We start from the raw sequence: 25998 nt of genomic DNA, 5'->3' as shown, positions 1-25998 counted from the left end.
CCTAACCTCTCCTTTATAAAAGGAGAGGGACTTCTCGAAGCAAATACTCGAGTGGTTCTCCCCCTTTATTAAAGGAGGAGTTAGAGGGGGATTAGAAATTTAGAATTAATAGGTTTTTAACGAAATGAAAATTAGCGAAAATTGGTTACGCACGTGGGTGAATCCAGCCATTGATAGCGATACTTTATCTGACCAATTGACCATGTTAGGTCTAGAAGTAGACGAACTTGCACCAGCAGCAAAAGCATTTACAGGCGTTGTTGTTGGCGAGGTTTTGACTGTAGAGCAGCATCCCGATGCTGATCGTTTACGTGTAACGACAGTAAATATTGGTACAGCTGAACCTTTACAAATTGTATGTGGTGCACCAAATGTTCGTGCAGGCATGAAAGCACCGGTTGCTACGATTGGTGCAGTACTTCCAGGTGATTTCAAAATCAAAAAAGGCAAACTTCGTGGTATTGAATCACAAGGCATGCTTTGTGGTGCGTCAGAAATCGATCTTGAAGACAAAATCGATGGTCTATTAGAGCTTCCTGCTGATGCGCCTGTTGGTGTAAATATCCGTGAATATTTAGATCTTGATGACAATGTCATTGATATCAGTATTACACCAAACCGTGGAGACTGTTTCAGCATTCGTGGTATTGCACGTGAAATTGGAGTGATCAATCAACTTCCTGTAACTGCCCCTGAAATTAAAGAAGTTGCTGCAACAATTACTGATGAGAAGAAAGTTGTTGTTGAAACTGATGGTTGCCCACGTTACTTAGGTCGTGTCATCAAAAACGTCAATACCAAAGCACCAACACCAGAATGGATGGAACGTGCATTAGCACGTTCAGGTATTCGTCAGCACAGTATTTTGGTCGATATTACCAACTATGTATTGATGGAACTCGGTCAGCCTTTACATGCATTTGATGGTGGTAAGGTTGATGGCGCGGTTCGTGTACGCCAAGCGACAGCTGCAGAAAAACTGACCTTGTTAAATGAGCAAGAAGTTGAGCTTTCTGAAAATGTGATGGTGATTGCTGATGATCAAAAAGCATTAGCTATTGCGGGTATTATGGGTGGCTTGTCTTCTGCTGTATCTGACAATACCACTGAGATTTTCTTAGAATCTGCATTCTTCGATCAACTGCACATTGCGGGTCGTGCACGTAGCTTTGGTTTGCATACCGATGCATCTCAGCGTTATGAACGTGGTGTAGATTTTGAATTGCCGATGACCGCAATGCACCGTGCCTCTCAGTTAATTGCTGAGCTTGCAGGTGGTGAATTTGGTCCAATTACCGTTGCAGAAAAAGCAGAATTATTGCCAAAACGTGAAGCGATTGAATTGAATCAAGCACAAGTTGATCAATTACTTGGTTATAGTGTTGAAAGTGCATTTATTACGGATGCTTTAACTCGGTTAGGTTGTAATGTGACCGTTAAAGCCGAAGGTGAGTGGACTGTAGTGCCACCATCACATCGTTTTGACATGACAATTTACCAAGACTTGATTGAAGAAGTGGCGCGTATTCACGGTTATGACAATATTCAAATCAGCTTGCCTGTGATTGATGTGAAATTAGCCAAATACCAAGATCAATTTGAATTGGTACAACTTCGTCAAACAGCGGTCGCTTTGGGTTATCAAGAAGCGATCAGCTTTAGCTTTGCTGATGCAAAACTTGAAAAGCAATTGCATCCACAAGGTCAGCCATTAGCACTTGCAAACCCAATTTCTAGCGATCTTGCGGTCATGCGTTCGACTTTGTTATCAAGCTTGATTCCTTGCGTTCAGTACAACGTTAACCGTCAACAAAGTCGTGTACGTTTTTATGAGTTAGGTTTACGTTTTGATTATCAAGGTGCAAGCAGCATCCATGATCTTAAACAAATTCCAACGTTTGCTTTAATTGCAACGGGTTCACGTACCACTGAATCTTGGCATGGTAAAGCACAAGCAATGGATTTCTTTGACTTCAAAGGTGATGTTGAAGAAATTTTAAATTCAGCACGTTTAAATGTTGAGTATGTACGTTCAGAACGTGCTTGGTTGCATCCAGGTCAATCTGCTGAAATTTTGGTTGATGGTCAGTCTATTGGTTACTTAGGTCGTTTACATCCATCTTTAGAAGATGAGCTGGATTTAGCGACAACTTGGGTTGCTGAGTTTGATCAATCGGCTGTTTTGCAAACTTATGTATCTAATTTTACAGAATTATCACGTTTTCCGTCGGTTCGACGTGATATTGCGCTTTTAATTAGTGATAAGATTAATGTTAGTGAAATTCAGCAACTTATCGAAAAAACGGGCGGCGAGCTTTTAGACGCAGTTTGGTTGTTCGATGTGTACACTGGTCAAGGCGTCGAGGAAGGTAAGCGTTCTCTAGCGTTTGCAATTCAATGGCAACATCCAACACGTACACTTGAAGATGCTGAAATTAAATCCGGTATGGATAACATACTTCAGGTGTTGGAAAACACTTACCATGCGACATTGAGGGCTTCATGACAGCATTAACAAAAGCAGAAATGGCTGATCATTTAAGTGAGCTCACGAGTTTAAACCGTCGTGAAGCAAAACAAATGGTCGAGTTATTCTTCGATGAGATTAGCCAAGCGCTAATCTCTGGGGAACAAGTTAAACTCTCTGGTTTCGGTAACTTCGAGTTGCGTGACAAACGTCAACGCCCAGGCCGTAACCCGAAAACGGGTGAAGAAATTCCGATTTCTGCCCGTCGTGTAGTTACCTTCCGTGCGGGACAAAAATTCCGTCAACGCGTAGGAACAGAGCAGATCGATTGATCTGCTTTTTTTTGCCTAAAATTAAAGGGTGATTAACGCTAGAAAATAGTACGTGATTTTATGATGAGTTCATCATTTTACGTTGCAACGATATTGGATGGGAGTTACAGATAGGCGTTATAAAACTCTGCTTAAGGATTGTATTTGCGATTGTTCAGCTTTATAAAAGCTAGCACTCTCTTTGAGAAAGACAGAAAGAAAAAATAAATTTTGTGAGCAATGCGAGTAAATATCTAGGCTTCGTTATTCTGTGATTTGATATTTTTAACAATAGTATAGGCAATAAAAAAGAGAGCCAAAGGGCTCTCTTTTTGTACTGAATAATCGTATAGATTATTGAGCAGCAACTTCAGAAGCAGCAGCAGTAGCTTCAGAAGCAGCAACAGTAGCTTCAGAAGCAGCAACAGTAGCTTCAGAAGCAGCAGCTTCAGCTTCTACTACAGCAGCGTCAGATGCAGCAACTACTTCAGAAGCAGCAGCTTCAGATGCAGCAGCAGGAGCAGCTTCTTCAGTTTTTTTAGCACAACCAACGAAAGCTAAAGTAGTAGCAACTGCAGCAGCAATAGCGATTTTTTTGAATAACATGGCATCACTCTCTAAATTTGAGATTAAAAAATAACCTGCGTTAGTCTGTTATGTGCTTTTATTATGCCTAATTTTTATTAGGTATGAACAATGCAGAGCAGCCTAACTGGTCTGCGAGTATGCTATCACTGCACCTTTTTAAATGCTACTGGGAAGTTTGAAAAATCAGTCAAAAAAGCATGAAATTCGTGGAGTTTTTAACAGAAAATAACAATCAAAAAAAAGATTTATATTGGAGAAATGCTAAATAACACCCTAAAAACACTAGGGTTTTCTCTCATAATATTTTCAAAATCATCAACTTGAAAATAAGTTTACATGATTGCAATTCGATTGTTTCATTGTGTAAATAAAGTCAACCAAACAAAAAGGCCATCGTTATAGATAGCCTTCTTTTTAAAGAATCAAACTTAGTTTGATGCTTTGCGTTTCATTTGATCAAAGAAATCATCATTGGTTTTGGTTTCTTTCATGCGATCAAGCAAGAATTCCATTGCCGCAAGTTCATCTTGAGTATGAAGGAGTTTACGTAAGATCCACACTTTACGTAGATTGTCTTCAGACATTAGGCGTTCTTCACGACGAGTACCAGATTTCTTGATGTTCATCGCAGGGAACACACGTTTTTCTGCAATGCGACGGTCAAGCGTAATCTCTTGGTTACCTGTACCTTTGAATTCTTCGTAAATCACTTCATCCATTTTACTGCCAGTTTCGATTAAGGCAGTTGAAATAATAGTCAGTGAACCGCCTTCTTCGATATTACGTGCAGCACCGAAGAAACGTTTTGGACGTTCTAAGGCATGAGCATCCACACCACCTGTTAATACTTTACCTGATGATGGGATCACAGTGTTGTAAGCACGGGCAAGACGGGTAATTGAGTCAAGTAGAATCACGACATCTTTCTTGTGTTCAACCAGACGTTTTGCCTTTTCAATCACCATTTCAGCGACTTGAACGTGGCGCGCTGGAGATTCATCAAATGTTGATGCAACGACTTCGCCGCGAACAGTACGTTCCATTTCAGTCACTTCTTCAGGACGTTCGTCAATAAGAAGGACAATCAAGAAACATTCAGGGTTGTTACGAACAATCGATTGCGCAATGTTTTGCAGCAACATTGTTTTACCCGCTTTTGGCGGTGCAACAATAATTGAACGTTGGCCTTTACCAATTGGAGCAACCAAGTCAACCACACGAGCAGTTAAATCTTCAGTCGTACCATTACCTAATTCCATAACCAATTGTTCAGTCGGGAATAAAGGCGTTAAGTTTTCGAAAAGGATCTTGTTACGTGAGTTTTCAGGTGTGTCGTAGTTAATTTGATTAACTTTTAATAGTGCAAAATAACGTTCGCCTTCTTTTGGTGGGCGAATCGTACCGGTAATTGTGTCACCTGTGCGTAAGTTAAAGCGACGGATTTGTGATGGACTCACATAGATATCGTCAGGGCCGGCTAGGTAAGAACCCGCTGCAGAGCGTAAGAAACCAAAGCCGTCCGACAGAATTTCTAGAACGCCATCACCAAAAATCTCTTCGCCGTTCATCGCATGGCGCTTTAAGATGGCAAAAATAATGTCTTGCTTACGGTTACGAGCCATTCCTTCGAGGCCCATAAACTCGGCAATCTTGATGAGTTCGCCAATCGGTTTTTTCTTGAGTTCGGTTAAGTTCATAGGTGATCAGATAGAATCTAAAATTCTGAGGTACAGTTGGAAAAGGGAGCAACAATTTGCCGCAATCACGCAATAAACGATAGCAATTGATTTGCACAAAACAATTCAGAGATCTGATTCGTTATTTGAAGAGATATGTGAAAAACAATTCTGTTGCCGAGCGGCATTTTATGTGTTGTGTGTTGTAAGAAAATGACAGGATTTGAGATCCTTTATTTCTTGACTAAGCAATATAAGAGAGAATCAAGGATTTGTCAATTTATCGACAAAAAAAAATACGCTGCATCAGACAGCGTATTTTTATGCTTTATCTTAGAGAAAATATTAGATATTTTCTTCAATGAAAGCTGTTAATTTTGATTTTGGCGCAGCACCCACTTGAGTCGCAACAACTTCACCATTTTTGAACATCAATAAAGCCGGAATGTTACGGATGTTGTAGTTCACGGCTGTTTGTTCGCAAGAAGTTACATCCACTTTTACGATTTTTACTTTGCCTTCAAATTCTGTAGAAAGTACTTCAAGTACAGGCGCGATAGCTTTACAAGGAGCACACCAGCCAGCCCAGAAGTCTACAAGAACAGGAGTATCTGACTCTAATACGTCAGTTTGGAAGTTTGCATCAGTCGTGTTTACGATATTGCCAGACATGGATTTTGCTCCGGAATTAATTTTTAAGTTGACTCTATACTTATAAGTATTACATAGCCAACTATAACAATGTAGGGGGTTATGTAAATTTTCAACCTGAATGGTGAGTTTGTCTAATGGATGATCACGATGCCGATGATCGTGTATTGCTATGGCGTGATACGCGAAAAATTATGAAGATCCGATGTTGAATCGCACAAATGGCTTTTAAATTGCATGTATGTGAATTAATCTAAGTGCAATTCTGAACAGGTCTTTTCAAATAATGTCTGATTTTTTAATTGATGAAGAATTACTTGCTGCCATCGATATGGGGTCGAACAGCTTCCACTTAGCCATTGCACGTGTCGATCATGGGGAAGTTAAAAAAGTTGCATCAATGTCAGAAAAAGTTCAACTTGCAGCTGGTCTCGATGAAAATAAGAATTTAACAGAGGCAGCTCAGCAACGTGGTTTGGCATGTTTAGCACGATTTGTTGGGCGTTTGAGTCCTGTTCAAGCCAATCGTTTACGTATTGTGGCGACCAATGCTTTGCGACAAGCCAAGAATGGTCATGAATTTATTCAAAAAGCCGCTGAAATCTTACCAAAACCAATTGAAATTATTGCTGGACGTGAAGAAGCACGTCTGATTTATTTAGGTGTTTCTCACACGATGGCCAATAGTGGTCGTCGATTGGTAATTGATATTGGTGGTGGTTCAACTGAACTGATTATCGGTGAGGAATTTGAGCCGATTCACACTGAATCTGTTCAGATGGGCTGTGTAGCATTTACTAAAGCCTTTTTTGTGGATGGTGAAATTAGCCTGAAAAGCTTTGATCGTGCAGTGAATGCAGCGCGTAAAGAAATTGCAGGTATTGCCAATACCTACAAGGCAGCAGGTTGGGATACCGTTGTGGGTTCAAGCGGTACTATTAAGGCTTGTCGTCAGATTTGTGTCAACATGGGTTGGAGCAATGACCAAGAAGAATTGACCCGCGACGGCTTATTTAAACTCAAAGATAAATTACTCAAATACAAACATGTCAGTGAAATGGAGTTCGAAGGTCTAAAAGAAGATCGTCGAGCAGTTTTGCCAGCAGGGATTGCCATTTTGTATGCAGTGTTTGATGTATTAGGTATTGATAAATTGGTTTACTCCGATGGTGCATTACGTGAAGGTGTGATGTATGACCTTTTGGGGCGCTTCCAACATGAAGATATTCGTGATCGTTCTGTGCATGCATTAATGGGTCGCTATAATGCAGATACTAAACAAGCTGAACGCGTGGTGAATACGGCACAGCAACTGTTTAATGGTGTCGCTACTGCTTTGAACTTAACCAGTGATGACAGTGATTTACTGCGCCGCGCAGCTTATTTACATGAGATTGGTTTGGCGATTAGTCATAGTGGCTATCATCGTCATGGTGCATATTTGTTACAGCATTCAGACATTCCAGGTTTTTCACAAATTGATCAAAACCATTTGTCACATTTGGTTGCACACCATCGCCGTAAGTTACGTGGTGATGCACGTGTCGATGTGATGAAAGTCGGTGGTAACAAACTTGTGTACTTATGTCTATTGCTTCGTTTAGCAGTTTTACTGAATCATAGTCGTAGCGATGAGATGCTTCCTGCCATTGAATTGAGCGTGGACAATGCGCAACAATGGCAACTAAGTGTTTCTGGTGATGCCAAACAGTGGCCTTTGTTGGTTGCGGACTTGCATGATGAGCAGCTGCAATTTAAACATTGGGATATTGAATTGAATATTCAGTCGGAACAATTTATCAATTAACAGATAGTTAAGTTAGGGATAATGATCGACCTATGAAAAATAAAGCAGCTCAATCTAAAGCCTGGACTACGGTTCAGATCGCACGTCATCCTGAACGTCCGCAGTTTTTGGATTATGTTGGCGAAATTTTTACAGAGTTCGATGCTTTGCATGGTGATCGCCTCTTTGGTGATGATGGTGCGATGATAGGCGGTTTGGCTCGTCTAGATGGTCAACCAGTCATGATCGTAGGTCAGCACCGTGGTCGCAGTACCCGTGAAAAATTACAGCACAACTTCGGTATGAGTAATCCTGAAGGCTACCGTAAAGCGCAGCGCTTAATGGATATGGCGGAACGTTTTAATCTACCGGTGTTTACTTTTATTGATACTATGGGCGCATACCCAGGTGTAGGTGCAGAAGAGCGTGGTCAAGCAGAAGCGATTGCGACCAGTTTGGCACAACTTTCATCTTTAAAAGTACCTGTTGTTGCAACGGTATTGGGTGAAGGTGGTTCAGGTGGCGCATTGGGTATTGGTGTTGCTGACCGTGTAATCATGCTATCTCATAGTATTTATTCTGTGATTTCACCTGAAGGCTGTGCCTCTATTTTGTGGAAAACTGCTGAAAAAGCAGAACAAGCAAGTGAAGCATTAGCGTTAACTGCCGACAAATTGCAAAAAATCGGTATTGTGGAATATGTGGTGGACGAAGCTGAAGGCGCGCATTTAAACCCTGAAAAAGTCATGCAGGATTTAAAAGTCGTGTTGAAGCAGGCTCTGGAAGAATTGCAACCAATGGATGCAAACGAACGATGCGAAGCGCGTTATCAGCGTTTAATGAAGTTTGGCAGCGACAATTTAGGGCTGACTGCTTAAGTCAAATTCAGGCACTGCCTGAACACAGCACGTTTTTAATAGGATGTAGTGGTGGCATGGATTCCATGTTGCTACTGCATCTTATGTCGTTTTTATGCCCCGATAAAATTCGGGCAGTCTATATTGATCATCAACTTCAAGATGTGAGTTCAGCATGGGGCGGCTTTGTTCAGAAGCAATGCCAACTGCTGAATATTCCATGCATTATTCAAAAGGTTCAGGTTGAAGATGGTAATCTTGAAAATCAAGCCAGAGCTGCACGCTATCAAGCTTTTCAGCAGCATTTGAATCCTCAAGATATTTTAGTCTTGGCACATCATCAGCAAGATCAAGCCGAAACATTAATGTTGCGCCTGCTTTCTGGTGCTGGCGTGCAGGGTCTATCTGCCATGAAAAAGCTTGATAGACGTGATGATTTAACCATTTGGCGGCCATTATTAGATCTGTCTCATGAGCAAATTTGCCAATGGGCAGGGCAGCTTGATGTGCAAAATATTCAAGACAGCACTAACTTTGACACCGAATATGACCGTGCATGGAGTCGTGAAATATTGTGGCCAGTACTCAGTTCTCGTTTTCCTAAAATGCAACAGGCACTGAGCCGTACCAGTTATTTGATGCAAGATGCAGATGAAATTTTGCAGCAAGTCTTAAATGATGATTTAAAACAATGTGGTTCGGTAGAACTTTTAAATCTAGATGCTTTACAGCAACTCACAGCGCCAAGACAACGTCAGCTTTTATCGAGTTGGATGAAAGGCCGAAGTCAGTATCGCCCGAGTTTTGATATGGTACAGCGACTGATGACGGAAGTGATTGCTTCACGAAAAGATTCGCAGGCAGCATTACACTGGAATGGTTTTTACTATGTACGTTTTCAGCAGCAACTTCATCGTGTGGCCAAAGCGGATTATTTAGTATCACCTCTCGAAAATAAATCTGTTGTTTTGAGTTTTCAAATGGGGCAGAGCGTATCGTTAGCCTCAGGAAGTTTTCAAATTCAATCTTCCCCGATGGGGCTTTCAACGAAATTGTTGAATCAACCCCTCAAACTGAGTCCACGCCTTGGCGGGGAAAAAATCCATTTATATGGTCGTGTCGGAAGTTGGCCACTGAAAAAAGCCATACAGCAGGCGCAAATTTTTCCGTGGCAGCGTCATACTATTCAAATATTAAGCCGAGATAATGTTATGCTAGGTGTCTTTACGCCTCAGGGCTTTTGGTTAGCGCAGTCGGATTACTGTACAAAATCAGGCTGGTTACCAACTTTATCTCTTAACGCTAAAACAGCAATATCGGATCTTCAATCATGAGCGCAATTTTAAATTGTAATATCAGTTTCATTGGTGGCGGTAACATGGCACAGGCATTAATTGGTGGCCTGATTGCGCGTGGTGTCCCGACAACACGTATTACAGTTTCAGATCCGGTAGAAAAAGTACGTGCACTTTTGGCTGAAAAAGATTTGCATGTAACAGATGACAATCTTGCTGCGATTCGTGATGCTGACATCGTTTTGTTTGCTGTAAAGCCTCAAGTGTTGGCGAGTGTTTTAGCGCCATTAAAAGGTCTACTCGCAGGTAAGTTGGTGATTTCAATTGTTGCTGGTGCGGAAGTTGCAACGATTGCTAAATTGTTGGAAACAGACCGTATTGTGCGTGTAATGCCAAATACCCCAGCTTTAGTACAAACTGGTGCACATGGTTTGTATGCAGGCGCAGCTGTTTCAACCGAAGACCGTGAATTGGCAAGTCAAGTTTTGGCTTCTACTGGTTTAACACTTTGGGTAAACTCTGAAGCACAGATTGATGCTGTAACAGCTGTTTCAGGTTCAGGTCCTGCTTATTTCTTCTATATGATGGAAAGTATGATTCGCGCCGGTAAAAACATGGGCTTGGATGAAAAAGTCGCGACGGCCTTGACCTTACAAACGGCTTTAGGTGCTGCACAAATGGCCATTACCAGTGCAAACAGTCCAGCAGAACTGCGTAAAAATGTTACGTCACCGAATGGTACGACTCAAGCTGCGCTAGAGGTTTTTGATCGCGCGCAGATTTCTCAAAATATTCAAACTGCGTTGGCTGCTGCACAAAAACGTAGTCAAGAGTTGGCACAAGAGTTAAGCGAAAGCACCAAATAATTCGATTTGATTTAGGAAAGTTCAAGTATGGGCTCTGCTCAAATTTTTGGAATCATTATTAACGTTGCAATTTTGCTCGTATTTTTCCGTTTTTTAATGCAGCTTGCTGCGGTCAGTCCATATAACCCTGTGGTTTTGGCTACAGCGAAAGCAACAAAAATTGTTGATATCTTTAGCCGAATTTTCCCCACTTTGGCAAAAGGGCGGGTTAATACTGCGGCCTTAGTGTTGGTGGTGATTCTGTATTTGCTGAAAATGTTTGGTCTGATGTATCTATCCGGTGTAGCGGTCAATAGTCCGTTTCATCTGATTATTATGACCTTTGTGACGATGATTCAGGATTTGATCCGTTTCTGTCGTTACTTAATTTTTGCATCTATTATTTTGAGTTGGGTGGTGATGTTTAGTCAGTCACGCTCGCCTTATATTGAAGTTGTTCAAGAGTTGGCTGAACCTTTACTAGCACCATTCCGTCGTATTTTACCGAATATGGGTATGATTGATCTTTCACCCATCTTTGCGATTCTCGCACTATTGGTTGCTGAAACTATCATGAAGCAAGTGGCGATTACCCTTTTAACGGGTCTTTGATCGAATAAATATAAAAAAGGACGCTGAGGCGTCCTTTTTTATGGCTTCATAATGAGAGGTAAATCGAAATATTTCTATTCGTGAATATTTCACCTCCATTCTAACCTTCCTCCTAAAAGGAGGAAGGAGTGAATGAATTAATGTGCTTCGTCCCAATTATTGCCTTTGCCCACTTCTACAATCAGTGGAACTGAAATTTTCAAGACAGATTGCATTACTTCAGTCAGTTTTGCAGAAAGTTCATCGGCAATGGATTCTTCCACTTCAAAGACCAATTCATCGTGTACTTGGAGCAGCATTTTGGCTTGATCTTTCGGTAGAATTTTATCGACAGCAATCATTGCAAGTTTAATGATATCCGCTGCTGAGCCTTGTAATGGCGCATTAATTGCTGCACGTTCAGCACCTTGTTTGACCATTTTGTTGCTCGCCATAATGTCTGGTGTATACAGACGACGACCTAAAATAGTTTCAACAAAACCTTGTTCACGTGCGACTTGGCGGGTGCGTTCCATATATTCCAAAACACCTGGATAGCGCTGAAAATATTTACCAATATAGCTACGTGATTCTTCACGGCTAAAACCAAGCTGACGTGTTAAGCCAAATTCAGACATACCATAGAGTAGACCGAAGTTCACGGCTTTGGCTTGACGACGTTGATTGCTGGTCACTTCATCAAGTGGAATGCCTAATACTTCAGCCGCGGTACGTTTATGTACATCTTGCCCATGGTTGAACGCATCTACCAATGCATGGTCTTGTGAGAAATGCGCCATTAAACGCAGTTCAATTTGTGAATAATCGGCAGCCAGTAATATACGACCTTCAGGGGCAATAAAAGCTTTACGGATTTGACGGCCAATATCTTCACGCACAGGAATGTTCTGTAAGTTTGGATCGGTAGATGATAAACGACCTGTTGCAGTTAAAGCTTGGTGATAGCTGGTATGCACGCGATGCGTATCATTATTTACTTGTTTCAACAAACCATCGGTATAAGTACTTTTCAGCTTTGATAAACCGCGATATTCCAAAATCAAATCTGTAATTGGATGATCAATTTTTTCTAAGACACTTTCACTGGTACTGTATTGACCGGTAGAAGTTTTCTTGCCGCCTTTTAAGCCCAATTTATCAAACAGGATTTCGCCCACTTGTTTAGGCGAGCTGACATTAAAACTTTGTCCTGCAATATCAACAATTTCTGATTCAAGATTTTGAATAGTATTGGCAAATTCCACGCCCAATTGGTCAAGGAAATCCATGTCCAATTCAATCCCATTTTCTTCCATTGATGTGAGTACACGTGCAACGGGCATTTCAATATTATGTAAAATATTGATCAGTTCAGGATGCGCTTGTAATTTTTTATCCAAAACTTCATACAAACGGTAAGTCACATGCGCATCTTCAGCAGCATAGTGTGCAGCAGTTTCCAGTTCAATTTGGTTAAAGGTTTTTTGCTTCGCACCTTTACCAGCAACTTGTTCAAAAGTTGTGGTCAAATGACTGAGATATAAACGTGCGACATCATCCATACCATGACGTGTTGCTACAGAGTTCAATACATAAGACGCCAACATGGTATCGAAATACCAACCTGCCAAATGAATACCATGATTTTCTAATACGTGTGCATCATATTTCAGATGATGACCAATTTTTTTAACGTTGCCATCTTCTAGCAAAGGCTTGATCTGATTCAAAATCGTGTCACGATCTAGTTGTTGTGGTGCACCTTCATAGTCATGCGCAAGCGGCACGTAATAGGCATCATGTGCATCGAGTGCCACAGAGAAACCAACGATTTGTGCGACACGATAGTCCAGACTGGTGGTTTCAGTATCAAAGGCAAAACGTTTTTCGGTGTTCAGGCGGTTAAACAAGGTATCCCAATCTTCTTGAGTTAACACAGTGTGATAACGTGCTTCACCCAATTGATCGTCTACACTGGTTTTATCGGCTTGATCTTCAACTTCAGGTGCATTTGCCACTGATGCAGTCGTGGTGATGGCTTTTGCTGCTTGTTTATAGGTCGCACCATTCGGGTTATTCGGATGATCTAAAGACTGAAGCTGATTACGAAATTCAAGTTCCGTATAGAGTTCGCGTAAAGCAGAAATATTCGGATCCATTAGTTTTAGATCTTCATATTTCAAGCCCATATCTAGATCGCAAACAATGCTTGCAAGTTGATGATCGAGCGCAATGCCGTCAGCATGTTCTTTAATGTTTTGACCGACTTTACCTTTAATTTTGTCAACATTTTCTAAAATGCCACCAATTGAGCCGTATTCTGTTAATAGTTTCGCCGCAGTTTTTGCACCGACACCCGGCACACCCATAATGCCGTCAGAGGCGTCGCCCATTAGGGTTAAGTAGTCAATGATTTGATTTGGCCACACGCCAAATTTATCAAAAACACCTTGTACATCCATCGGTTTATCTTTGAAGCTATCTTCAAGTGTGACTCGTTCAGTGACTAACTGCGCCATGTCTTTGTCACCAGTCGAAATCAAGACTTGATGACCCGCGGCTTCAGCACGCTTGGCTAATGTACCAATAATGTCATCGGCTTCTGCGCCCGGTAGCATGTGCAAGGGAATACCTAATGCGCGAATTAAAGCGTGAAGATATGGAATTTGTTGTGATAATTCTTCCGGCATCGCAGGACGGTCACCTTTATAGATCGGTGACAGTTCGTGACGAAAAGTCGGTTCAGGCGTATCGAAAATAACTGCCATATGCGTCGGTTGTATACGACGCATTAATTTTTGGATGGCAGAAATGGCACCACGGATTGCATTGGTGTGTAAACCGGTTGAAGTGGTTAATGGTGGCAGTGCATGGTACGCACGAAATAAAAAGTATGAGCCATCGACCAAGACAAATGGTGGCATTGATAATTTCCTAATCCTGAAAACACTCTCATTGTACGTGATTTTTTGCCTGTACGCTGAGTCAAGATTGTATATCCAACTTACCGAATAACTGATGAATATGTTCGGAGCATCTGTCAGGCTCATGTATCATCAAAGGATTCAGGATCATGACGAAGCAGGTATGCTGAAACAGAATAATGAAATAAAAATGATTTGGTTGCTGTTGCTCATTATGGTAGGGATTGCAGCGTGGTTTTTTGATGTTCGCTTGTTGAGCTACATCTGTGGTGCGGGCTTTATGCTCAGTGTGATGAATTATATCGATGACTTGCAACATGGTGCAGAAACGATTGGCGCAAAATTGCAGCCCATTAAGACAACGTCTAAAATTCCGCTCTATATTGCTTCGATCATTACAGTGGTTGGTTTGCTGCTTGAGCTGAGTTATCTGGTCGCTTTAGGCATTAGTTTGTGGGTGTATTTCTTTTTACGTTGGTTGAAACGCTTAGAACGGCAACTGAATGCTTTACAACATCGTGTAACTCAGCTTGTTGATACTCAAATTAAATCTCAAACACTTAACACAACATCAAATCAGCTGGATTTGAATTCGGAAACTTTAAATCCCCCAGCTCTCAATGATTCTGAAATAACAAATGCAACACAGTCTGTGGCAATACCATCTGACAGTGCCACCAAGCATCAAAATCAACAGATTAATAACTCCAAGCAGGCATCAACATCCACAGCAGCGCCTAATCTTTCTACACAAATTCAACAGTGGTTATTTCAGGGTAATCCTGTTTTAAAAGTTGCCGTTGTTGTCTTGATTATTGGTGTAGTGCTTTTATTACGTTTTGCCACTGAACATTGGCAATTAAGTTTAGCTATCAAATTATTGATTGTCAGTGCCGTCAGTGCTGTGGTGGTCGTCCTTGGCTATTGGATGCAGCCGAAAAACCGCAGTTTCGCTTTGGCCTTGGAAGGGTTGGGGCTGGCAGCACTGTTCCTGACACTATTTTTTGCTTACTACAATTTGGTCATAGCGAGTTTTAGCCTTGCCAGTGGAGCCTTCATCGCGATTATGCTGCTGACCATATGGCTGAGTCTTAAACAACAGTCGGTGGAATTGGCCATTATGGCAATGTTGATTGCCTATATTGCACCGTTTACCTTGCCGGTACGTGATGCCACTGCGACGGAGTTAATTGCTTATTATCTGGTGATCAATATCGCAGTTGCGGTATTGAGTAGCTTAAGACCTTGGAAATATTTAAATCAAATCGCCTTTTTTATGACGGCTTTGATTGGTGGAAGTTATGCCTTCTACCATGGCTATAACACTGAACGAAATACCCTAAGCGTGTTGGTAGTAGCTCATGCGGCAATCTTTATTTGGTTAGGGTTCCGTTTTTGTCAATTGCAAAGCCAGCAAGACACGGCTTTTAAATATCAACCTGTATTAGATATTGCCTTAATTTTTGCTGCGCCAGTTGTCGCATATTTGGCTTTGTATTTGATGTATTTTGAAGAAACAACATGGCAAGCAGGTTTGAGCTTATTGTTTGCTGCGGTCTTTGCGGCTTTATATATATGGAGTAAACGGAGTCAAACCGTTCAGGTGATTGCGCAAAGTTATCTCAGCCTCACTTTAATTTTCTTAGCACTGATACCACCGATTTTATTGCCTGAGCAATGGAGTGTAGTGGGGTGGGCCGTGGAAGGCGCACTGATCTTTATTTTTGCCCTGTACCGCCAGTCGACGATTAGTCGCTATCTCGGCATGGCACTTTTGGTCATGGCAGGCTGCTCAAGTTTATATTATGTGATTGAGCTACAACGTTTCCCAACTGAAATCTATTGGGGCATCTGTCTCAGTTATTTGGCTGCGATTATCGTAACGCATGCAGTGCCATCTTTTCATCGGCAGCTTTCTAGTTCAAGTATTGCATTTCAATGTTTACAAATGCTTTCAGCAACGGTAATGCTGATGGTGTTGTTACTGGATGCTTTGCATAGCTCGTATCAACTTGCGATTTGCTTGTTGTTTGTGGCACTGATTTATACCTTGATGAATGAGTTCTTGCTGTTTCGTCAAGCGGGATGGAGTTGGTCTCTCATCAAATGGACGGGGTTGATTCCAGTTTATGCGATGGCATTTTATCAAGTGGTTTCAGTCAGTCAGCAAGGACAATTGCTTTGGCATTCGGTGTCAGAGCAAGTTTATTTTGCATTGGCGGGGCTGTTATTGACTGTGCTTTGGCTGCGCCCGCTTTTAGGCGTGCGTGAAGAAAAAGAATGGGTGAGCTTAGGTGTTTTAACCAGTTTGGCTTGGACGAGTTTGACGCTTCTTTCAACGATGCCATACATCAGTGTCGTGATTTTACCGCTACTCTTTTGTGCATGGTGTTATTGGCAAGCCAAAGAACCTGTCTGGAAAATGTTTTGGCAGGCACGCAGTAGCTTGCTTTTAAGTTTGGCTTGGATTATTTGTTCACAACTCTTTAGTCAGCAAGCCTTTATGGGCTATGTATTACCAATCTTCAATCCCTTTGATGTGATCAGTCTAATGCTATTAGCGGCATTTTTATGGATGCTGAATCAACAACTTAAGGCTGGGTTAGATCGAAGTTGGGCGGCGATACTCAGTGTATTGGGATTATTGTGGTTAAGTAGCTACGTGATGTTACGTGCGCTGCATATATATTTGGATACCCCGTATAACAGCTTGGATATTTGGACAGATGCCACGGTGCAGCTGAGTTTTACTGTACTTTGGGTCAGTTTGGCGCTTATTAGTATGCGTTTTGCCAGTCAGCGTCTATTGAGACCAGTTTGGTTGTTGGGTGGCAGCATTTTGGTTTTAGTGACTTTAAAATTAGTCTTACTCGATTTGTCGCATGTTGGTACCTTAATGCGCGTGATTTCTTTTATGGCGGCAGGCTTTGCCATGTTATTGATTGCTTATATTGCACCGATGCCGAATGATAATGTTCAGATATCAAGTCAGTCTGTCAAAAAATAATGTCTGAATTTAAAAAAGCCCTAATGGCATAAGCATTAGGGCTTTTTTATTTGGTCGATCTGACCAAGGTTAAAGATAAAAATGTTGGTTACTTTAAATTTGGCTCACGTTTAATGTCTTGTGCATTGGAATATTGATCGATATCAGCATCAACTGCTTGCGTCGAAAGAGGATGATCGACAAAGCCCATTTTAGGGACTGGGATTTCAATCTTATTGTCGACAAATGCATTACGAATTCGTTCCTGCATTTCATCACGTACTTGTAAAAAGTTTTCGCGTTTACACCAAATCGCAAATAATAGCTCAATTGATGATTCGCGAAAGGCTGTTACAGTGACTGCGGGTTTTGGATCGGCCAATACTAAGGGGTATTTATTGACGGCATCTAAAAGCACTTCACGTACTTTAATAATGTCTTCATGGAAGTTAATCGCGAGAGTAATTGGAATTCGTCGAATTGGAAACTTCGACAAATTGTGTACTGGGGCTCGTATTAACTGTTCATTCGGTAGACGCACATAAACATTATCTTGGGTTAATAATTTGACGGAAAGAAGATCAATGGAAATCACTTCACCTTCAATTGTATGGCCGCGAATTAAGGTCAGTTGAATGGTATCGCCAACTTCAAATGAGCCTTCGCCAATCAAGAACATCCCGCTGATGAGGTTGGATGCTGATGTCTGCGAGGCAAAACCCAATGCCACGGTTAAAATACCCGCTGCGCCTAAAAATACGCTGAGTTTAAAGCCAGCCTCTTTTAAGCTGGCCATAACAAAAATTAAGAAAATAAAATAAAAAATACCACGACGCCAGACCAATTGTTGGTGTGCGTTGAAACGCATGCCGACAGTGCGAATAAAGGTATTAGAAATAAACCGTGCAATTAAAAAACCAATAACTGCCAGTAATACAGCAACCAATAGTTCAGTTAAACGATCGGTGTTTAAATTACTCACCATTCCTTTAAGGCTGCTAGTGATCTCTTTTGAAATACTTAAATCTGCCATATCACGCCCTTAGAAGAATGAATCAAACATATTGAAGAGTACATTTGCAGACTCTCGAGGTGGGTGTAGATAAATCACATCACCAGCTTGAGGCGGTGTACGTGTTTCAATTTTCACCCGAGGCGGTTTGTCATGACTTTCATGGACGACACGAATTTGCGATGTCCATAAGCGTCCAGTACTTTCACTATAAAATAAGGGTAAAGCAGGTACGGGTACGTTCATGCGGTCAAAGCGAATTTGTTGATTACTGGTGTTATGAAACTCAATAGGGGTTACTGCACGAAATGCACGAGGCTTTAATTGTTTTAATTCAGTACGACCATCAACAGCAGTAGCATAGCAAACTTCACCCATACGATGATTTGGGCCAAACCAAGTGTCTTTGGGTAAAATTACCGGTAGATCAAAAAACGGTTCTTTTAAGTGGTCAACGAAGCCTGCAATCCAAAGTGGTGTACTTATATACAAGGTTCCACGTTGACCGGCAGGGATATATATAGGATCAACAGGTTTGATCACCACAGAACGGTCGGCCAAACGCGGCATGATCTGAATTTTGTCATGGGTTTGACGGAACATATAACGTTCCATCTTCACTGGTTGTGGAAAGCCGAATTCAGGATCGTGGATTTGGTGCCACTGTTGTTCATAATCAAACTGAAATGTTGGACGATGGTATTCCATGCGCCACTCTTGCATACCACGGGTTAAACGAAACAGCAAAGAACCAAATTGCCAACTTTGTGGATGATTAAGTTCAAAGTGATATTCACCCCACCATTTAATTTTTGGATTACTTTTTTCAGTGATTTCGTTCTCTAATGGCAATGTTCATTTCCCTTAAATTGATAAATCCTAAAAACAGACTTCACGCTGTCAGATGCTTAGAGTACACTCAAAACAACTTTTTTCATCATTATAATGCGTGATGCAAGTACTTAAACAATTACAAATACCATATAGTTTTGCCAAGCGGCATGGCGTTTTGCTTCGATATGAGGGTGATCAGGCATTTATTGTACGTCGTCAGAGTACACCGTTATTGGCCTTACAAGAAGCACGACGATATTTAGGCCATCCAGCACAGCATCAATTGGCAACTGAACAAGAATTTAACCAATTGTTAAGTGCAAGTTTTGCAGGTGATACGGGTGAATCGCAACAAGTTGCAGCTGGCCTGGAAGATCATCCCGATTTACTCAGCCTAGCCGATTCTGTTCCAGAAGCAGAAGATTTGATGGATCAAGAGGACGATGCTCCGATTGTTCGTTTGATCAATGCTTTGCTCTCTGAAGCCATTCGTGTCGGTGCATCCGATATTCATATTGAGTCGTTTGAGAAAAAACTTTCAGTACGCTTACGTGTCGATGGTCAATTACGTGAAATTGTACAGCCGCGTCGTGAACTTGCACCTTTACTGGTGTCTCGTATTAAAGTCATGGCTAAACTGGATATCGCAGAAAAGCGTATTCCTCAGGATGGTCGTATTTCATTACGTCTTGCTGGGCGCGAAGTTGATGTGCGTGTTTCGACATTACCATCATCTTACGGTGAGCGTGTCGTGATGCGTTTATTGGATAAACAAGCGGGTCGATTGAACATGACTCACTTGGGATTGATGCAACATGACTATGACCGATTAAAGCAATTGGTTCATCGTCCACACGGTATTATTTTGGTCACTGGGCCGACAGGTTCAGGTAAAACCACCACTTTGTATGCGGCACTGTCTGATCTCAATGATGGTTCAAAAAATATATTAACTGCAGAAGATCCTATTGAATATCAACTTGAAGGGATTGGTCAGACCCAAGTCAATACCAAAGTGGATATGACCTTTGCTCGTGCCTTAAAAGCTATGTTGCGTCAGGACCCAGATGTGGTGATGGTTGGTGAGATTCGAGATTTAGAAACAGCGGAAATTGCAGTTCAAGCCTCACTCACAGGCCATTTGGTGCTTTCAACCCTACATACTAATACCGCTATTGGTGCGGTGACACGCTTAAAAGATATGGGGATCGAACCGTTCTTACTCTCAAGCTCATTGATTGGCGTAGTTGCGCAGCGTTTAGTACGTACGCTGTGTAGTCATTGTGCCACTTGGCATGATGCGGATGAATTTGAACAATCATTATTTGCCAATATTGAACATGCTGAACAGATTCAAGTGCCGCAGCCCAAAGGCTGTGAACAGTGTTCACACACTGGATTTATGGGGCGTACAGCAATTTATGAAATTGTACCGATTGATGAGCACACGCGTCGTTTAATTCATAGTAATGCGGCAGAATTTGAATTGGAAAATCATGTACGTGCAAATGCGGGCTCAATTCGAGATGATGGTTTACGTAAAGTGCTTGCGGGTAAAACCACGATTGAAGAGGTGCTACGTGTAACGAATGAAGCTGCTGAATAAAAATTTGTAGAAAAACAAGTGCGATAAAAAGCCTCGAAATAATTAAAATATTTCGAGGCTTTTTTTACTGATTAGTTTATTTTTTCAAACTGAATAACTGCATCAGATTCTTTGTCCGTCAGGGTGAGATGTGTTGGATCAGTTAGTTTTAATTCAATTTGTTGACTATCTTTATACTTTAAGACCTCATGATCATATTCAGCGATGCCTGAAGCAGCACTTGACGTACGTTCAGTATTGTTTTTATTGAGCCAAAATTCATCTTTAATTTGATAGTCATCGCCTTGTTTTGAGATCGTTAATTTACGCAGACTGTCGGTTTCAGGGACTTGTTTCCATTCTCCTGGAAAATCTGGAGCAGGTGTTTGGCTACATGCTGTAAGTGCAAGAAAGATGGTAAATATCGAAAAGATTTTTTTCATTTTAAACCCTGTAATTAATGAATTTTTTATCATGATTATTTTGAATTGATTCAATATAACGCTTTTTTAAAATTATAAAAATGTTTTGATCGGTTAATTTTTATAGTGTTTGATCTTAAAAAAACAGCCCACTTTCGCGGGCTGTTTAGAACATTAGCTTTACCATAAACTGATAATTTTTTTCATCAGTTCAGCACGAATTGGGGCGGTGGGGTTACCAGCATTTCGACGGGTTTCATTTTCATAAAACTTTTGCCAAGTCTGTATCATGTCTAAAGTTACACCTTGAGTTTTATATTTTTCTACATCTGCTTTAGTGACATTGGCTAAGCGAGCTGCTGCACCATCTGGGCCTGTACCCCAACCAATTATGCCTTGACCATATGCAGGTAATGAGATGTTGCCTGGCGTTGGAGGGAGCGGTAGTCGTTGAATGTCAGGATTAACCAGTGATTTGATTTCAGGACGTACTTCTTCCGAAATTTTTAATTCAGCGAAAGTTAAAGACGAAGCACTTAATAGTAGTGCACTGAGTAGGATAGGTTTAAACATATAAAGATGTACTTAAATATTAATAAGAATCATTCTTATATTAGCAAGCTAGTGTGTATTTTGAAATGCTTCCCCAAAAAATTACCGATAGTGACATGTTAAATTTTCGCTGAAATAATGAGATGTAATAGATAAGAATATTGTCAGCATGTTTAAATTTAGAGTCTAAAAACATACTGACATTGGATAAGGTTGTTCGAAGCTGTGCTGGTATTAGATTTAAGTCACAATATCTAAGGTCACATTAATATTGTTTCGGGTAGCATTCGAATAGGGACAGACAATGTGTGCTGCATCAACTAATTTTTTAGCTTCTGCTGCATCCATGCCTTCAAGGTGAATATGTAGTGTGACTTCAATACCAAAACCTGTAGGAATTGGTCCAATACCGACTTCACCTTCGACGAAAGCATCTGCAGGAATGGCAATTTTATCTCGATTAGAAACAAACTTCATTGCGCCTAAGAAGCAGGCTGAATAACCCGCTGCAAATAATTGTTCTGGATTACTGCCATTGCCTGTGCCGCCCATGACTTTTGGCACAGCTAAAGGAATATCTAATAGTCCATCGGAAGTTGTTGCACGGCCGTCTCGGCCACCAGTTGCCTTTGCTTTTGCGGTATATACAGCTTTTTCTAAAGTCATTATTAAACCCCTGTGATTAACCATCAATTGTCTATCGTGGGGGATTTTGCTTAAACAATAATCAGCTTTTTTGTAATTTATTTAAATATAACGTGTAACTGAGGGCTTAGTATTGGATGAGGACACGATGTTGCATCAGTGGCATAGATTCACGGATTTTCACTTGTTCTACTAAATCAAAAGGTACTGTGATTAAGCCAGCACCTTCGGTTTGGATCATCTCTTGTAACTCACCACGGCTATTTGCAGCACCCGTGTGACCCCAAGTTTGACGTTTTTCACCATGCCAACCTTGTTGTGCCGAACCCAAAACAGCGCATTGACTGTCTATTGCACGTGCTTGTAACAACAATTGCCAATGCATCTCACCTGTGGTGTAGGTGAATGCTGCGGGAGCTGTCAAAATATTTGCACCTTGTGCACGTAACTTGAGAGCCAATTCAGGAAAACGTAGGTCGTAACATACCATTAAGCCAATATTGCCAAATGGTGTTTTTGCAACAACGGTATGAGTTCCAGGTTCAAAAAATTTTGATTCTTGATAACCTCCGACAGCATCACCAACTTGTACATCAAACAGATGAATTTTGTCATAACGAGCTTCAGTACGTTCGGGACTAATGCATAAACTTACTGTTCGAACACGACCATCTTCAATGATAGAGCCATCTGGACGATACGGGCATGGGAGTGTGCCAGCAATAATCCAAAGTTGGTATTGGTGTGCAAGTTGCTCAAGTCTTTGTTGGATAACTTCAAACTGAGCAGCTGTTTCACGTTGTTTACCTGCAGCGAAACAAACAAAATTTTCTGGAAAAACAATTAAACTTGCTCCTTGTGCTTGGCTTTGTTGCATCAATGATTCTATGACCTTGAAATTATCTTCAATGTCATTTTGTGAATTCATTTGTGCAACAGAAAGTAAGGTCATTGGGAGAAAGTCCGTTGTTTTTATTAGAAATTAGACGTTTTGTTGGCGAGTCTGGTCGAGATTTTCCTGCTCTTTTTGCAGTTGTTTGACCAATGGCTCAAACATATTTTGGTTGCTTTCATTTAACTTCATTAAAGTTTTATGCGCATCTAAAACGGTATTCAACATATTGTTATGTGTAATATGTTCTTCCATCAGTTCGCGTGTACAAACATTTGGATCACCACAATAATTTAAGATAACAAAAACCTGACCCAAGCCCATACTGTTTGCAAGCGTGGTGATGTCAGTGTTTGTGGATAACATTACCGCTTGGATGTGGTGGATTTGTTTCAGCTTTAAACCAAGTTTTGCCAAAATACCAAGCACAGTGCTATCGATGAATGTAGTTTGGGTTAAATCTACAATTGCACCGACTACATTTTGTTGCTGTTCAATTTTGTTGAGTAGCTTGTCTAGACTAATACAAGATTGGGCACGCACTTCGCCAATAAGCTTAAAAATATGCGTTCCGTTCAAGCTTGCATATTCAACATGACCTGTTGACATATAAATGCCATTTGCAGAAAAGGATAGTAAATTATCCCATAGGGCTACAGCTTACTCAAGTAGCCTAACGACTTAAGCATAAGGACTTATCATTAAGTATTTGATTTTTGGATTAATTGATTCGTCGTATACTGAGGATTGCAATATCGTCAGCGACGTGGTCAGGTGCTTGAAATGATTGATTTTGCAAGTGATACACCAATTGACCGAGCTGTTCATTCAAGCCACCATCGAAAGGTTCAAGTGCGCCATCTGAGCAGATGACGAAGCGCGTATAGCGATTAAGCTGGCACTCAAACTCTTCAACTTCTAAGTCTTCCGTCAAACCGAGTGGGAAACTACTGGTATTTAAAATACGTGCAGGTAGACCTGGTTCAAATAAGATAGCAGGAGGATAATGACCAGCACTTGACCACTTTAAAACGTGGGTTTCAAGGTTTAACGTACCTGCAATCATGGTGATGTGCTTTTCAATATTTTCTTGAACAAGCATGCCGTTAAGTTTTTTAATTAACTCGCGCGGGGTTTTAGAACGTCCATGAAATGCAGCCATCCAAGAGGTGAGTAAGCTACTCGTAACCCCGTGACCTGAAACGTCAGCTAAATAAAAAATAATTTCTTTATCATTTAACTTCCAATAATCATACCAATCACCAGACAGATAGGCAGATGGCTGAAAGAAAGTTTCAATTTTATAATTTTTGAGTTCAATTGGATTTGGGAGCAATCTTTTTTGTAATTCAGCAGCAGAGGGTAGATCACGGCTGTCTTGATTACGCTTATATTGCGCGTCAATTTGGCTAAGAGCATCTTGTAGATTAGTTGGAATATGATCCCAAACCCAGCCAGCAAGCGCGCCTTGTTGCCATGCTTGAGCAAGAGCAGCACCTTCATGTTCGAAGGCCAGTACTATTGTGGGAATTGTCCATTTATAATGCAGGTAATCGGCGACATCTGCAATTGCAATGATGGTTGGGTCATATAAATCTAGATCTTCAATGTGAATCATTTGCACGCTAGGAAGCGCATCAAGTACCTGATCTAAATATGGAATATCACGAGTAGGCTGAATGAAATACATAAAGAATAAGAACGATCCAACGACATACAATAAGATGTACTATAACAAGCAAATGCTAGCTGGAGGAAAAAACCCACCAGCCAATTGAAAAAAAATATTTATTCTGTCACATCATTATCTTCATTAATGACATCATCTGGATTCTGTTGAGTCGTCTCATCTGTATTGTCTATAGATGTATCTTCATCATCAAAATTGTCATCTTCATCGCCAATAAATAAATTTTCCTCAGCAATACCTTTCTTTTCAGCAATCAAATAGCTCAATCGTTGTAGATAAATATCGCGAATTTGTGAGTATTTATCTCCCTGTATTGCACTATCAATATCTAAAAGTTGTGAGCGCGCATCAATACCACGTAAAGTCTGTTCTGTCCAATAAGCGCCATCATGTCCATCAAGCATATATTTTTGTGGACGGCCTTGACTGTCTACAGCTAGACCAACTGTTTGACGAATAGTGCTTGGGCCAAAAATTGGTAAAACAATATATGGGCCTGATGGGATTCCGTAATATCCTAAGGTCGCACCGAAATTTTCATCTTCAGTAGTCAAACCTAAACGACTTGCGGGGTCAGCAAAGCCAAGTGTTGTTAGTGTGTTTACAGTAAAGCGTCCAAGTGATTGTGCTGCACGAACAGGGCGCCCTTGAATGAGCTGGTTAAAGGCATTCCAAGGTTCTCCTAAATTTTTACGAAATAAGCGATAAGAATCACGCACATCCTTTGGTGTCTTTTCAACATATTGCACAGCTAAGGGGCGAGCAATATGAATATCTAAGTAATCGTTCATTGCATAAACTTGACGATTCAATGGCTGAAACGGATCTTTGTCATCCTCTGATTGTGCGGCATTGGCATTTACAGTTAGTTTTTTTATGGCAGCAGCAGTACGTGAATCATGTGGAACAGTATTCGTTGTATTTGTATCTGTCGTCGATGTTTCCACATCTTGGGCATTAAGGTGTGTAGAACATGCAATTAAAAACATACCTACATATAGATAAGAAGATTGATGCATAAAAAATCCTGGGAGTTTTTATATTAAAACGGCGATTAGACGCGATGATAAATAAAAAACATCCTCTGTAGTCTTAGAATTGCGACTATTAAAGCAAATTTGAACAAAAAATGAATAAAAAAATGCAAAATGAATAAAAAACCGACATATGTGTAAATTAATTCAAAAAAGGTGTTGCGTTGGGTAAGAAATGCTGTAGAATGCACATCCATCGGCGGTGATGAAGATTAAAACTTCTGATAAAACAGTGACTTAGTTAAGATTGATTAAGTTAGGTTTTAGAAAGAAAGTTTAAAATAATTTGAATTACTAGTTGACACTTTAGAAATAAAGCGTAATATAGCCGACCTAGCTTGCTGGTGACGAATTA

At 40.8% G+C, this 25998-nt stretch carries 22 protein-coding genes; 9 read left to right on the top strand and 13 right to left on the bottom strand.

The features are described 5' to 3' along the window. The first annotated feature begins 124 nt into the window (after positions 1 to 124). The gene (gene pheT / locus A9J31_RS07240) at positions 125 to 2506 is read left to right on the top strand and encodes a phenylalanine--tRNA ligase subunit beta (RefSeq protein ID WP_067763458.1); all 2382 of its coding nucleotides are present in this window, start codon (positions 125 to 127) and stop codon (positions 2504 to 2506) included. Then, a complete protein-coding gene (locus tag A9J31_RS07235; protein WP_067763456.1) occupies positions 2503 to 2799 on the top strand; it encodes an integration host factor subunit alpha in 297 nt (98 codons plus the stop codon). The genes pheT and A9J31_RS07235 overlap by 4 nt, the downstream gene beginning before the upstream one ends. A 333-nt stretch (positions 2800 to 3132) precedes the next feature. Here the strand turns inward: A9J31_RS07235 and A9J31_RS07230 are convergent, their stop codons facing one another. From A9J31_RS07230 to trxA, 3 genes are all read right to left on the bottom strand, one after another. Then, on the bottom strand, positions 3133 to 3384 hold the full coding sequence (locus tag A9J31_RS07230) for a hypothetical protein (RefSeq protein WP_067763454.1): 252 nt from the start codon (positions 3382 to 3384) through the stop codon (positions 3133 to 3135). Positions 3385 to 3794: 410 nt separating this feature from the next. Further along, positions 3795 to 5063, bottom strand: a complete 1269-nt coding sequence (gene rho / locus A9J31_RS07225) for a transcription termination factor Rho (RefSeq protein WP_067731074.1) — start codon at positions 5061 to 5063, stop codon at positions 3795 to 3797. A gap of 324 nt (positions 5064 to 5387) precedes the next feature. Further along, complete coding sequence (gene trxA, locus A9J31_RS07220; RefSeq protein WP_067763452.1) at positions 5388 to 5714, bottom strand: thioredoxin; 327 nt, start codon at positions 5712 to 5714, stop codon at positions 5388 to 5390. A 265-nt stretch (positions 5715 to 5979) separates the two neighbouring features. On the opposite strand from trxA, the gene ppx reads away from it, so the two are divergent. From ppx to A9J31_RS07195, 5 genes are read left to right on the top strand one after another with little or no spacing between them, the layout of a single operon-like run. Further along, complete coding sequence (gene ppx, locus A9J31_RS07215) at positions 5980 to 7500, top strand: exopolyphosphatase (protein ID WP_067763450.1); 1521 nt, start codon at positions 5980 to 5982, stop codon at positions 7498 to 7500. Positions 7501 to 7532: 32 nt separating this feature from the next. Further along, entirely contained in the window at positions 7533 to 8357 is an 825-nt protein-coding gene (locus tag A9J31_RS07210; RefSeq protein WP_067763448.1) for an acetyl-CoA carboxylase carboxyltransferase subunit alpha, read from the top strand. Next, complete coding sequence (gene tilS / locus A9J31_RS07205; protein WP_081410289.1) at positions 8294 to 9670, top strand: tRNA lysidine(34) synthetase TilS; 1377 nt, start codon at positions 8294 to 8296, stop codon at positions 9668 to 9670. The genes A9J31_RS07210 and tilS overlap by 64 nt, the downstream gene beginning before the upstream one ends. Then, positions 9667 to 10497, top strand: a complete 831-nt coding sequence (proC, locus tag A9J31_RS07200) for a pyrroline-5-carboxylate reductase (protein WP_067763444.1) — start codon at positions 9667 to 9669, stop codon at positions 10495 to 10497. Before tilS ends, proC begins: the two co-directional genes overlap by 4 nt. Positions 10498 to 10524: 27 nt before the next feature. Further along, complete coding sequence (locus tag A9J31_RS07195) at positions 10525 to 11088, top strand: YggT family protein (protein WP_067763442.1); 564 nt, start codon at positions 10525 to 10527, stop codon at positions 11086 to 11088. 137 nt (positions 11089 to 11225) lie between these two features. On the opposite strand, the gene polA is transcribed toward A9J31_RS07195, so the two are convergent. Further along, positions 11226 to 13991, bottom strand: a complete 2766-nt coding sequence (gene polA, locus A9J31_RS07190) for a DNA polymerase I (protein ID WP_067763440.1) — start codon at positions 13989 to 13991, stop codon at positions 11226 to 11228. A 280-nt stretch (positions 13992 to 14271) separates the two neighbouring features. Between polA and A9J31_RS07185 the strand changes: the two genes are divergently transcribed. Beyond that, the gene (locus tag A9J31_RS07185; RefSeq protein WP_425394347.1) at positions 14272 to 16998 is read left to right on the top strand and encodes a DUF2339 domain-containing protein; all 2727 of its coding nucleotides are present in this window, start codon (positions 14272 to 14274) and stop codon (positions 16996 to 16998) included. 88 nt (positions 16999 to 17086) lie between these two features. Here the strand turns inward: A9J31_RS07185 and A9J31_RS07180 are convergent, their stop codons facing one another. Both A9J31_RS07180 and A9J31_RS07175 read right to left on the bottom strand, forming a co-directional pair. After that, positions 17087 to 18010 (bottom strand): mechanosensitive ion channel family protein, encoded by a 924-nt coding sequence (locus tag A9J31_RS07180; RefSeq protein ID WP_067763438.1) that lies wholly within the window; start codon positions 18008 to 18010, stop codon positions 17087 to 17089. Positions 18011 to 18019: 9 nt separating this feature from the next. Then, complete coding sequence (locus A9J31_RS07175; protein ID WP_067763436.1) at positions 18020 to 18841, bottom strand: hypothetical protein; 822 nt, start codon at positions 18839 to 18841, stop codon at positions 18020 to 18022. 100 nt (positions 18842 to 18941) lie between these two features. Here A9J31_RS07175 and gspE point away from each other — a divergent pair, with 100 nt between their 5' ends. Beyond that, positions 18942 to 20429 (top strand): type II secretion system ATPase GspE, encoded by a 1488-nt coding sequence (gspE, locus tag A9J31_RS07170; protein ID WP_067763434.1) that lies wholly within the window; start codon positions 18942 to 18944, stop codon positions 20427 to 20429. 71 nt (positions 20430 to 20500) lie between these two features. On the opposite strand, the gene A9J31_RS07165 is transcribed toward gspE, so the two are convergent. The 7 genes from A9J31_RS07165 to A9J31_RS07135 form a co-directional block, all read right to left on the bottom strand. Continuing rightward, positions 20501 to 20851: a membrane lipoprotein lipid attachment site-containing protein gene (locus tag A9J31_RS07165; RefSeq protein ID WP_067763432.1), complete on the bottom strand. Its 351-nt coding sequence runs from the start codon at positions 20849 to 20851 to the stop codon at positions 20501 to 20503. Positions 20852 to 21010: 159 nt separating this feature from the next. Then, on the bottom strand, positions 21011 to 21403 hold the full coding sequence (locus A9J31_RS07160; protein WP_067763430.1) for a DUF4951 domain-containing protein: 393 nt from the start codon (positions 21401 to 21403) through the stop codon (positions 21011 to 21013). A 219-nt stretch (positions 21404 to 21622) separates the two neighbouring features. Continuing rightward, complete coding sequence (locus A9J31_RS07155; protein WP_067763428.1) at positions 21623 to 22048, bottom strand: organic hydroperoxide resistance protein; 426 nt, start codon at positions 22046 to 22048, stop codon at positions 21623 to 21625. Between the two features lie 106 nt (positions 22049 to 22154). Further along, entirely contained in the window at positions 22155 to 22979 is an 825-nt protein-coding gene (locus A9J31_RS07150) for a carbon-nitrogen hydrolase family protein (protein ID WP_067763426.1), read from the bottom strand. Positions 22980 to 23009: 30 nt separating this feature from the next. Beyond that, positions 23010 to 23528, bottom strand: a complete 519-nt coding sequence (gigB, locus tag A9J31_RS07145) for an anti-anti-sigma factor GigB (protein WP_067763424.1) — start codon at positions 23526 to 23528, stop codon at positions 23010 to 23012. 112 nt (positions 23529 to 23640) lie between these two features. Beyond that, on the bottom strand, positions 23641 to 24609 hold the full coding sequence (gene gigA, locus A9J31_RS07140; protein WP_067763422.1) for an RsbU family protein phosphatase GigA: 969 nt from the start codon (positions 24607 to 24609) through the stop codon (positions 23641 to 23643). A 98-nt stretch (positions 24610 to 24707) separates the two neighbouring features. Then, positions 24708 to 25628, bottom strand: coding sequence for an MlaA family lipoprotein (locus A9J31_RS07135; RefSeq protein WP_067763419.1), 921 nt, complete (start codon positions 25626 to 25628; stop codon positions 24708 to 24710). Between the last annotated feature and the right edge of the window lie 370 nt (positions 25629 to 25998).

Source organism: Acinetobacter gandensis, assembly GCF_001678755.1.
GTDB classification, from domain to species: domain Bacteria; phylum Pseudomonadota; class Gammaproteobacteria; order Pseudomonadales; family Moraxellaceae; genus Acinetobacter; species Acinetobacter gandensis.
Note: the sequence above shows the minus strand (reverse complement) of the source record. Positions and strands in the feature narration are given on the sequence as shown.